The sequence below is a fragment of the Spirillospora sp. NPDC046719 genome (genome assembly GCF_040645715.1).
Lineage (GTDB): Bacteria > Actinomycetota > Actinomycetes > Streptosporangiales > Streptosporangiaceae > Spirillospora.
The window spans coordinates 1-10,124 of record NZ_JBEYYT010000354.1; the positions used below are offsets into that span (position 1 = coordinate 1).

Below are 10,124 nucleotides of genomic sequence, written 5' to 3' on the forward strand. Positions count from 1 at the left end.
GCCGGGTCGACGACCCGCTCGCCGGCCATCACCCGGCGGACGGCGTCCGCGAGCGCCTCGGCCCGCGCGTCCTTGACCACGAACCCGACGGCGCCCGCGCCCATCGCGCGGCGCAGGTAGCCGGCGCGGCCGAACGTCGTCAGGATCACCACCCGGCAGTCCGGCGCCTTCTCGGCGAGCACCGCCGCCGCGGCCAGCCCGTCCACGCCGGGCATCTCGATGTCGAGCAGCGCCACGTCCGGCCGGTGCTCCAGGACCGCGCCGACCACCTCGTCGCCGCGGCCGACGGCGGCGACGACCTCGAAGTCGTCCTCCAGGTCGAGCAGCGTCGCCAGCGCCGTGCGGATGAGCTCCTGGTCGTCGGCGAGCAGCAGCCGGATCGTCATGTGCGCGCACCCTCCGCGGTCCCGACCGTCACCTTCAGCCGCCAGCCGCGCGGGCGGACCGGGCCGGCCTCCACGCCGCCGCCGGCCGCCTCGACCCGCTCCCGCAGCCCGGTGAGCCCGTTCCCGCAGGACGCGGCGGCGCCCACCCCGTCGTCCAGTATCTCCACGCCCGCGGGCGACAGCGTCACCGTGCAGCGGGTCGCGCGCGCGTGCCGGACCACGTTCGTCAGGCCCTCGCGCACCACCCAGCCGAACAGCTCCTGGTGGGCGGGGTCGACCATCTCCGTCGCCGCCGGCAGGTCGGCGGCGACGCCCGCGGCGCGCAGCACCTCCCGGCCCCGCGCCAGCTCGCCCGCGAGGGACACCTGCCGGTACCCCGACACCGCGGCGCGCACGTCCGTCAGCGCCTGCCGCGCCAGCTCCTCCACCGCGGTGATCTCCTCCACCGAGCGGGCGGAGCCGCTCTCGGCGAGCCGCCGGGCGAGCCCGCTCTTGACCGTGATGACGGTCAGCGAGTGGCCGAGCAGGTCGTGCAGGTCGCGGGCGATCCGGGCGCGCTCGGCCTCCGACGCCAGCCGGGCCACCTCGGCGCGCGCCTCCAGCAGCTCCGCGTTGGCGCCGGCCATCTCGGCGTACGCGTAGACGGTCATCGTGGTGAACACGACCATCAGCGCGGTGAGCAGGTCGGGACCGGTGTGCCACGGCCGCACCGCCCACGGGACGATCAGCGGGGGCAGCGCCCCGGCCAGCACGATCAGCGCGATGCGCCGGCGCAGCGTCAGGGCGGTGAGGGCGGTGATGACCGCCCACAGGTAGAAGGCCAGGTTCCGGGCGAACGGCAGCTCCGCGAGGAACAGCACGACCATGACGCCGTGGAAGAGCCAGAGCCGCCCGCGGTCCCGGCGCACGACCGCCCCGCCCGCGAGGACGTAGGCGACCGCGAACGCCCCGGCGATCGCGAACCCGGCCGCGGCGGCGGCCCCCGAGGAGTACTGCGCCACCCCGAGCGCCGTCACCGACGGGTACACCAGCATCCCCGTCGCCAGCGCCGTCCGGCGCCAGCCGCGCGCCCACCGGTGCGGGTCGGCGCCGTGCTGCTTCGGGGGCGGGCCGCCGTCCGGCGGCCGCTCCACGGCGTCCTGCATGCCCGGCACGTTACCGGCCTCCCGTCGCCTCGTCCGCGTTCACTTGGCGGCGAACAGTGCCCGCATGCGGCCGCGGGCGGTGATGAGGACGACGCCCAGCAGCAGCACCCCGCAGACGGCCTGCTCGATCCGCATCCACGGGGGGAGGAAACCGGGCAGCGAGACGATCACGACGATGGCGGCGGTCATCACCGCCGACAGGATCCGCAGCCGCCGGAACGCGCCCCGGGAGCCGCGGGCGGCGCGGTGGGCGAGCGCGAACGACAGCACGGAGGCGAGGGCGACGATGCCGCCCCGCACCCAGACGGTGTCGTTCACCATCGAGCGGTGGTCGCGGAGGAGGAACGCGGCTCCCATCGTGAGCCAGCTGAGCGCGAGGTAACCGCCGGTGAGCAGCTTCAGGTCGCGGAAGGCCCGCAGGTTCTGCGGGTGACGGAGGTCCTGGAGGGTGCCGTTCTCGTTCTCGTTCATACCGGAAATGGTCCGCGCGGGGGCCCGGTCACCGGCAGTGAGACGGCGCATCACCCGCCCATGACATTCGTCATGGGACGGCCGTTCGCGCTGCGGACGCCGAGCGCCCGGAACAGGAACGCGGTGAGCTGGGCGGCGGCCGCGGACGCGCTCTCCCGCGCCGTCCCGGTGAGCTGGTGCTCGAACGCCCGGCCGAGCGCGGCCCGGATCGACCGCGCGTCCGGCTCCGGGTCGGCCCAAGGCAGCGACCCGTCCGCCCGGCCCGCCGCGAGGATCTCGGCGATCAGCGCCTCCTGCTCGGCCACCGCGCGGGCGCGCTCCTCGGTGCAGCCGCGGGCCCGCACCGCCTCGCCCGAGGCGAGCGCCAGCGCGCGGCGGCGGCGACGGTCGTCGGCGGTGATCCGGAGCATGCCGTCGACCACCGCGCGCAGCGCCTCGGGCGGGCCCGCGGCGGACGCCGCCCACGAGCGCATCTCCGCCGTCATCAGCGCGCCGTCGCGCCGGAACATCGCCAGCAGCAGCGCGTCCTTGGACGCGAAGTGCCGGGCGAACGCCTCGCCCGGCAGCCCCGCCGCCGCGATCACGTCGCCGACGGTCACCGGCACGCCGTTCGCCGCCAGCAGGCAGCGGTACGCGGCATCGATGATGCGGACCCTCTCGGCGGCCTCTCCCGGTGCCGTCACGGCCCCTCCCCGCACGCCATCGTCCGGACGTCCCGGACGCCTCACCGGGCTCCGGGAGCCTCCAGCCTAACCCGGCGCCCGGCCGCCCGTCCGCCTCCACGAAGGCCACGCTGGGGTGGCCGCGTGGCACGGTCCACCTCGCTCACCTGCGCGGACTCGCGGGCACCGGCGCCGCGCCCGGGACCCGGTCCGGCGCTACACTCGCGTCCCGGTAGAGATCATCGCGCGGATCCGCCGTCCCGCCGGAGGGTCCCCGGGCGAGAGGGACCGGCGTGCACATCTCGATAGCGGACCTCGCGGACGGCGCGGCGGACGCGCCTCCGCTCGACGGCGACGGCGCGGTCCGCGCCCCCCTCGCCGTCGTGGACCTCGCGCCCGCCGACGCCGCGGGCGTCGAGCGCGCCGCGCGCCGCGCCCGGGCCTGCGACCGCGTCCTCGTCGGCGTCGGCTCCGGCGACCCCGCGCTGGTCCGCGCCCGCGACGTCACCCTCACCGGGGCGGCGGACGCCGGGCCGGAGTGCGTCGCCGCCGGCGCCCCGGCGGAGCGCGCCGCGGCGCTGCGGGACGCGGCGGAGCGCAACCCGCAGGCGGCGCTGGTGCTGCGCGACGTGCTGCGCACCACCGCCGGGATGGACGTCCCGGCGGCGCTGGACGTGGAGTCCTACGCGTACTCGGCGCTGCTCGGCGGGGCGGAGTTCGCGCGGTGGCTGGCCTCGCGCGGGCCGCGGCTGCTGCCGTCCGACGTCCCCGACCCGGTCCTGCTGTCCCGGGACGGGGACGTGCTGTCGATCACGCTGAACCGGCCGCAGCGCCGCAACGCCTACGGGCGCCAGCTGCGGGACGCGCTCGTCGACGCCCTCCGCCTCGCGCTGCTCGACGACGGGATCGCCCGGGTCGTCCTGGACGGCGCGGGCCCGGTGTTCTGCTCCGGCGGCGACCTGGACGAGTTCGGCACCGCGCCCGACCTGGCGACGGCGCACTTCGTGCGGACCCGCGCGGGCGCGGCCCGGCCGATCCACCGGCTCGGGACGCGCATCGAGGTCCGCGTGCAGGGCGCCTGCGTGGGCGCCGGCGTGGAGCTGCCCGCCTTCGCGGGCCGCGTCGTCGCGGCGGCGGACGCGACGTTCCGGCTCCCGGAGGTGGCGATGGGCCTGATCCCCGGCGCGGGCGGGACGGTGTCGCTGCCGCGCCGGATCGGCCGCTGGCGCACCCTGTACCTCGCGCTCACCGGCGAGCCGGTCGACGCGCGCACCGCGCTCGCCTGGGGCCTGGTCGACGACGTCCGGCCGTGAGGGCGGCCGGAACCGCGCCGGACCGCGTCGGATAACGTCTCGACCGTGCGACCCACCATCTCCGAGCAACCCGAACCGCGCCTGGAAGAGCGGCACTCCGTCCTGGAGCTCCTGGACCTGGAGGAGCTCGACCGGGACCTGTACCGCGGCGCCCTCGTGTTCGACGACCCGTACCCGCTCTACGGCGGGCAGGTCGCGGCGCAGGCGCTGCGCGCGGCGGGCGGCACCGTCCCGGAGGGCCGGCTGCCGCACTCGCTGCACGGCTACTTCCTGCGCGGCGGCGACGCCGCCCGGCCCACGATCTTCCGGGTCGACCGGGACCGCGACGGCCGCTCGTTCTCCGCGCGGCGCGTGGTCGCCCTGCAGGGCGGCGAGGTCATCTTCAACATGTCGGTGTCGTTCCAGCGGCCCGCCGAGGACGAGGACCGCCAGGTGCATCCCGCCCCGGACGCGCCCGGCCCCGAGACGCTGCCCGACGCGGAGATGCCGCGGCTGTTCTCGATGGACAGCCGCGTCCCGCCGCAGCCGTACCCGGCGTCGGACTTCCCGACCCGGCTCTGGTCGCGCTGCGACGAGCCGCTGCCGGACGACGACCTGCTGCACGCGTGCGTGCTGACGTACCTGTCCGACATCTCCTCCGGGCTGTCGGCGCTGCACGACGGGACGGCCCGGTCCGGGTCCAGCCTCGACCACGCGGTCTGGTTCCACCGGCCCGTCCGGATGGACGACTGGGTGCTGATGGACCTCGTCCCGCTGACCGTCGCGTCGGGGCGCGGCCTGTATTCGGGAACGATCCACACCCGCGGCGGCTCCCTCGTCGCGAGCCTCACCCAGGAGTGCCTGTTCCGCACCCCGCGCGACCGTCCCGCCTCCTGAGCGGGCTACGCCGCCGCGGGTGCTCAGCGCCAGGTGTCGTTCGCGGTGTGCGGAGAGGTGCCGGTGATGTAGACGCGGTTGGCGCCGCACGGGGGCCTGGAGGGGTATTGCGCGGGTGCTTGCAGACTGTGGTGTCATCCCGTGCATGTGTTCGAGGGCAAAACCATCGAAGCTGCAGACTGTAATGCTATGGTCACGGAGTGAAGGTCGTGGTGCAGGTCAAGCTCATCCCCGACGTCGTACAGGCGTCGGCGCTGGAGCGCACCCTGCACACGGTCAACGAGTGCGCGAATCAGGTGTCGGCCGCCTCGTTCGCGACCTACGGGCTCAAGGGATCGGTCAAGGATCTGCGGTCGATGGCCTACGGCGAGCTGAAGGCCCGTGGTCTGGGTGCGCAGGCCGCGCAGCACGTCATCAAACGCGTCGCCGACGCCTACACCGCCCTGCGGACCGGTGTCCGGGCCGGGAATCTCGGCGGCGTGGGTTCCAAGCGGCGCCGCAAGGCCGAGTCCAAGCCCATCGCCGTCCGGGCGGACGCGGCGCATACCTACGATGACCGGTGCGCCTCGTGGAATTACGATGCCCAGACCGTGTCCATCTGGACGATGGACGGGCGCCTGAAGAACGTCCGGTTCGCCTGCTCAGCGGGGGCGCTCAAGCAACTCGTCCAGTATCGGAAAGGCGAATCTGACCTGGCCTTCCGAGATGGGAAGTGGTTCCTGGTCGCTACCTGCGAGGTCCCCGAAGCCGAGCGGTACGAGCCGAGGGACTGGCTCGGAGTGGACCGGGGCATCGCCAACCTGGCCACCACGAGCGACGGCGAGAACCATTCGGGGCGGCGCCTGGACCGCTACCGCCGCTGGCAGGCCCGCAAGAAAGCCGAGATCCAAGCCTGCAAGACACGCTCGGCCGCGCAACTGCTCAAAAAGCGGGCCCGCCGCGAGTCACGGCATGCCACCCACGTCAACCACCAGATCTCCAAGACCGTCGTTGCTGTCGCCCAACGCACTGAACGCGGCATCGCCTTGGAGGAGCTCCAGGGCATCCGCGAGCGGGTCACGGTTCGACGCGACCAGCGAGCACGGCAGTCGTCCTGGCCGTTCCACCAGTTGGGGGCGTTCATCGCCTACAAGGCCCGTCGTGCCGGCGTGCCGTTCATCGAGGTGGACCCGGCCTACACCTCGCAGCGCTGCCCGCGCTGCGGCCACACCGCCAAGGCCAACCGGCCTTCGCGGGACGCCTTCTCCTGTCGCCGGTGCGGCCTCGCTGGGCCCGCCGACGTCGTCGCCGGGGTCAACGTGCGCGACCGCGCACGCCCGGCGTGGGTATTTGTCAACATGCCCCAACCGGCCCCCGCCTCAACGGCGGGACCGGCGATGTGACCCGTGCCCGTCCTCCCATCAAGGACACCCGGGAGCATAAGCACGGCCTTCCGGACCGAGCCGGCACGCTCGGTCCATCAGGACCGAGCAGTTGACGTCGGAGAGGTGGTCCAGCTCGCAGTTCTGGACCTAGGCGGTGTCGGTCCAGTCGTCGTCGTTCCCGGCCGGGTCGAGCTGGTCGGTGCAGGCCTTCGCGACGGAGTTCCAGTTCCATCCCACAGGTTCGCGGTGACGTCACTGGCGTTCAGGGCGGGTGCGGCGGCGCGGGCCGTCCCGTCCGGGGACGGGACGGCGAACGGCGCGGCGGCGCCGATGAGGAGGGCGGCGGCGATGATCAGGGAGCGTGCGGGGGTTCCACGGTGCATGTCGGCGAACTCCTGTCACAGGGCACATGGCGCGTGCCTGAGGGGGTGGGGGACGGCCGTCCGCGAGCACCGTGAGAATGCTCTCTTCTTGCAGCCGGGTCAAGAGATTGCGCAAGATTTCATGTCTCTTGCAGAAAACCGGGCCGTCACGCGCCTTCGGTCTTCGCCGTGTCCCGCGCGTTCGCGCGCTCCCGCTGCGGCGCCACCGTGTACTTCGGGTCCTCCGCCGACCGCATGCCGGCGTAGAACACTCCGAACCGCGTGCACGCCGAGCCCGCCAGCAGCGCCGCGCCGCTGACCGCCGCCGCGATCCGGCTGCGCCCGCCGAGCACCGCGCCTCCGGCCGCGCCCGCGGCCGACAGGATCCGCGCCGCCCGCATGAGCCGGCCGCCCTTGTCCTGCCGGTACGGCTCCGCGAGCATCCCGAGCCGGCGCTCCATCAGCTTCACCGCGGCCAGGTCGAGCCCCGCGCCGAGCACGGCGGCGCTGCGCATCGGCGCCGTCTCGGTGACGGGCGCGGCGAGCAGCGCCATCCCGGACGCGGCGGCGGTGGCCGAGCCGACGAACACCAGCGGCATCTCCCGGTAGCCCTCGTGCCAGGCCGGCACCGCCGTGTCGGCGATGAGGACGGCGGTGTAGGTCGCGACCACCGGCCCCAGCGCCGCGGCGCCCACCGTCGCGGCCCTGCCCAGCGGCTTGAAGAGCCCGGTCGCGTCCAGCACGGCGGCGGCGCCGGCCGCCGGCCCGTAGGCCGCCAGCACCCACGAGCCCATGCTCATCGGCGAGGTCGGCTTCATCACCCGCAGCATGTTGACGAACCGCGCGGGACGTCCGAGGTCGTGGATCAGCGCGGCCGCCGATCCCGCGATGGCGGCCAGCGAGGAGATCTTCAGCGCCCGCGCGGCGGCCGGGCGCCCGGTCAGCTCCGCGCCCGCCGCCAGCACCGACCCGGCGCCCGCCAGCCCGCCGAGGAACAGGTAGGCGGCGACGTCGGACGCCGCCCAGACCGGCGCGTTCAGCACGGGCTTGCCGTAGTAGGACGTGAACTCGGCCTCGGGCACCATCGCGCGCTCGCCGCGTCCGCCGCGGCGCCTGCGGCGCCCGCCCTTGCCGGTGCCCTGGCCGATCAGGGCGTCCCGGCCGGGACGCCGCCCCTCGGTCCCGGCCTTGGTGACGTCGGACGTGCTCATCGCCCGCCTCCCCGCCGGCCGTGGACGGCGAACAGCGCGGCGGCCCCCGCGGCGAGCGCGGCGGCGGCGGCGCCCGCGTGCTTCCACATGGCGGGCAGGTCCCGCGTGGTGACGACCGGGTCCGGCGGCAGCCCGTACACCTCGGGCTCGTCCAGCAGCAGGAAGAACGCGCCGTCGCCGCCCACGCCGTCCTCCGGGTCGTGCCCGTACAGCCGGGCGTCGTCCACGCCGATGTCGTGCAGCTGGTCGACGCGTGCGGCGGCGCGTTCGCGCAGCTCGTCCAGCGGGCCGAACTGGATGGAGTCGGTGGGGCACGCCTTGGCGCAGGCCGGTTCGAGGCCGTCGCCGATCCGGTCGTAGCACAGGGTGCACTTCCAGACGCGGCCGTCCTCCTTGCGCTGGTCGATGACGCCGTAGGGGCAGGCGGGCACGCAGTAGCCGCAGCCGTTGCAGACGTCCTCCTGGACGACCACGGTCCCGAACTCGGTGCGGAACAGCGACCCGGTCGGGCATACGTCGAGGCAGGCGGCGTGCGTGCAGTGCTTGCAGACGTCCGACGCCATCAGCCAGCGGACGCCGGAGTCGGCGTTGCCCATGGGCTTGTCCTGCTCGATGAACGCGACGTGCCGCCAGGTGTCCGCGCCGAGCCCCTGGGTGTTGTCGTAGGACATCCCGGTGAACTCCAGGCCGTCCTCGGGGACCGCGTTCCACTCCTTGCAGGCGACCTCGCAGGCCTTGCAGCCGATGCACACGGAGGTGTCGGTGAAGAAGCCCATGCGCGGCGGGGCGTCGGGGTACCCGGCGTCCTTCGCGACGTCGGGCTCGGCGCCCGCCAGCAGGTTCCGTCCGACCAGCCCGCTCACCGCGGTCACCTCCAGCCCGTGGACAAGGCGGTGCGACCCTTCCCGCCAGGCGGCCTCCTACACCTGGAGGCGCGGGCGGGCCGGCACGACGATGCGACGTAACGGTGCATTGACGACCTTTCGGACGGCTGGATAGCGTCGGAAGATCGTCGAGGAGGCTGCGATGGCGGTGGAACCGTCCGGCTACGCCGGCCCGCTGGACCGCACGCTCGGCCTGGTGGTGACCGCGGCGTCCGACCGGGAGGTCGTCGCCGAGATCGAGGTGACCGGCGGGCTCATGCAGGCGTACGGGATCGTCCACGGCGGCGTCTACTGCGCCGTCAACGAGACCGTCTGCAGCATGGGCGCGGCGCTCACCGTCGGGCTGGAGCACCAGGTCGTCGGGGTCAGCAACCACACGCGCTTCATCCGCGCCGTCCGGGAGGGCCGGCTGACCGCCCGCGCCCGCCCCGTCGACCGGGTCGGCGACCACGTCACCTGGCAGGCGACCATCACCGACGACCGGGACCGCGTCGTCGCCGAGGGCACCGTCAACCTGCTGCGGCTCACTCCGCCGGACGCGCCGGAGCCCGCGACCGGACGGGCGGCGGGGTCATCGGCGGCGGGTTAGCCGGCGGCCGGCCGGCCGCCGGCGGGCCCGGAGGCCGGTCAGTCGGCGGTCATGGCCTTCCACTGGCGGTCGGCGACCGGCCGCCACGCGCCGTGCCGCTCGTGGAAGAGCGCGAACGCCTGCGAGCCGCTCCAGTCGTCCGGCAGCAGTTCGGCGGGCAGCGCCGGATCGAGGAACGGGAACCGCCGCCATTCCTGGACGAGCCGGGCGTGCGCGGCGAACGTCCCGGGATCGTCGGCGGGACGCAGCGCGCGGACCGCGTCGAGGAAGTCCTCGTAGGCGAGCTCGATCTCGTCCAGGTTCCACGCCTGCCGGGCCACGCGGCGCGCCTCGCCGAGGTCGCCGAGGCTCCCGACGAACAGCGTCGAGGTGTCCGCGACGCCGATCTCGGCGAGCACCTCGCGCACCTCGGGCTCGCGCTCGGGATGCGGGCTGACCCACACGCCGGGGGACAGGTTGCCGAGGCCGTTCCAGGACAGCCGGGTCCGCAGCAGGTGCCGCAGCTTCCGGTTCGTCTCCGGGACGGTGGCGAGCACCAGCAGCCACCGCCCGTCCCAGTCGCCGCCGGGCCGGCCGAAGCCGTAGATGCGGTCCGTGCCGTCGGTGAGCAGCCGCCGCCCGGCCGGGGTGAGATGCCAGGCGGTGCGCCGGCCGTGCCGCTCGCCGGAGAGCCAGCCCTCGGTCGCGCTGCGGGCGAGCGCCTGCCGGACGGCCTTCTCCTCCACCCCGACCAGCCCGAGCGCCTCCAGGAACGCGGCCGTCCAGACCGGCTCGCCCGCGGGCAGGACGAACTCGCCGAGGACCGTCAGCAGCAGCGAGCGGGCGCTCGCCGCGCCGAGCTCACGGCGGCGCCGGAAGCGC

11 protein-coding genes are annotated in these 10,124 nt (G+C 74.7%); 4 read left to right on the top strand and 7 right to left on the bottom strand.

The window, feature by feature from the left end; all coding sequences use genetic code 11:
- The 4 genes from ABZ914_RS38600 to ABZ914_RS38615 form a co-directional block, all read right to left on the bottom strand.
- On the bottom strand, positions 1 to 386 hold a 386-nt coding region (locus tag ABZ914_RS38600; RefSeq protein WP_500199420.1), incomplete at its 3' end, for a response regulator.
- Positions 383 to 1,531: a sensor histidine kinase gene (locus tag ABZ914_RS38605; RefSeq protein ID WP_500199421.1), complete on the bottom strand. Its 1,149-nt coding sequence runs from the start codon at positions 1,529 to 1,531 to the stop codon at positions 383 to 385. The genes ABZ914_RS38605 and ABZ914_RS38600, both read right to left, overlap by 4 nt.
- A 39-nt stretch (positions 1,532 to 1,570) precedes the next feature.
- On the bottom strand, positions 1,571 to 2,002 hold the full coding sequence (locus ABZ914_RS38610) for a hypothetical protein (RefSeq protein ID WP_500199423.1): 432 nt from the start codon (positions 2,000 to 2,002) through the stop codon (positions 1,571 to 1,573).
- 50 nt (positions 2,003 to 2,052) lie between these two features.
- Complete coding sequence (locus ABZ914_RS38615; RefSeq protein WP_500199425.1) at positions 2,053 to 2,685, bottom strand: TetR/AcrR family transcriptional regulator; 633 nt, start codon at positions 2,683 to 2,685, stop codon at positions 2,053 to 2,055.
- Positions 2,686 to 2,957: 272 nt separating this feature from the next.
- Between ABZ914_RS38615 and ABZ914_RS38620 the strand changes: the two genes are divergently transcribed.
- From ABZ914_RS38620 to ABZ914_RS38630, 3 genes are all read left to right on the top strand, one after another.
- Complete coding sequence (locus tag ABZ914_RS38620; protein ID WP_500199426.1) at positions 2,958 to 3,977, top strand: enoyl-CoA hydratase/isomerase family protein; 1,020 nt, start codon at positions 2,958 to 2,960, stop codon at positions 3,975 to 3,977.
- A gap of 45 nt (positions 3,978 to 4,022) precedes the next feature.
- A complete protein-coding gene (locus ABZ914_RS38625; protein ID WP_500199428.1) occupies positions 4,023 to 4,853 on the top strand; it encodes an acyl-CoA thioesterase in 831 nt (276 codons plus the stop codon).
- A gap of 200 nt (positions 4,854 to 5,053) precedes the next feature.
- Positions 5,054 to 6,235, top strand: a complete 1,182-nt coding sequence (locus tag ABZ914_RS38630; protein WP_500199429.1) for an RNA-guided endonuclease InsQ/TnpB family protein — start codon at positions 5,054 to 5,056, stop codon at positions 6,233 to 6,235.
- A gap of 511 nt (positions 6,236 to 6,746) precedes the next feature.
- On the opposite strand, the gene nrfD is transcribed toward ABZ914_RS38630, so the two are convergent.
- Positions 6,747 to 7,790, bottom strand: a complete 1,044-nt coding sequence (nrfD, locus tag ABZ914_RS38635) for an NrfD/PsrC family molybdoenzyme membrane anchor subunit (protein ID WP_500199431.1) — start codon at positions 7,788 to 7,790, stop codon at positions 6,747 to 6,749.
- On the bottom strand, positions 7,787 to 8,566 hold the full coding sequence (locus tag ABZ914_RS38640; protein ID WP_206700325.1) for a 4Fe-4S dicluster domain-containing protein: 780 nt from the start codon (positions 8,564 to 8,566) through the stop codon (positions 7,787 to 7,789). The genes nrfD and ABZ914_RS38640 overlap by 4 nt, the downstream gene beginning before the upstream one ends.
- Before the next feature lie 250 nt (positions 8,567 to 8,816).
- Here ABZ914_RS38640 and ABZ914_RS38645 point away from each other — a divergent pair, with 250 nt between their 5' ends.
- Positions 8,817 to 9,263, top strand: coding sequence for a PaaI family thioesterase (locus ABZ914_RS38645; RefSeq protein ID WP_500199432.1), 447 nt, complete (start codon positions 8,817 to 8,819; stop codon positions 9,261 to 9,263).
- A gap of 38 nt (positions 9,264 to 9,301) precedes the next feature.
- Here the strand turns inward: ABZ914_RS38645 and ABZ914_RS38650 are convergent.
- Positions 9,302 to 10,124 (bottom strand): PaaX family transcriptional regulator (locus ABZ914_RS38650; RefSeq protein WP_500199433.1); only part of this gene is annotated, 823 nt, incomplete at its 5' end.

Coding starts and splice junctions, on each gene's coding strand:
- ABZ914_RS38605 (WP_500199421.1), bottom strand. CDS start 1,531: ATGCAGGACGCCGTGGAGCGGCCGCCGGACGGCGGCCCGCCCCCGAAG.
- ABZ914_RS38610 (WP_500199423.1), bottom strand. CDS start 2,002: ATGAACGAGAACGAGAACGGCACCCTCCAGGACCTCCGTCACCCGCAG.
- nrfD (WP_500199431.1), bottom strand. CDS start 7,790: ATGAGCACGTCCGACGTCACCAAGGCCGGGACCGAGGGGCGGCGTCCC.
- ABZ914_RS38640 (WP_206700325.1), bottom strand. CDS start 8,566: ATGGGCTTCTTCACCGACACCTCCGTGTGCATCGGCTGCAAGGCCTGC.
- ABZ914_RS38645 (WP_500199432.1), top strand. CDS start 8,817: ATGGCGGTGGAACCGTCCGGCTACGCCGGCCCGCTGGACCGCACGCTC.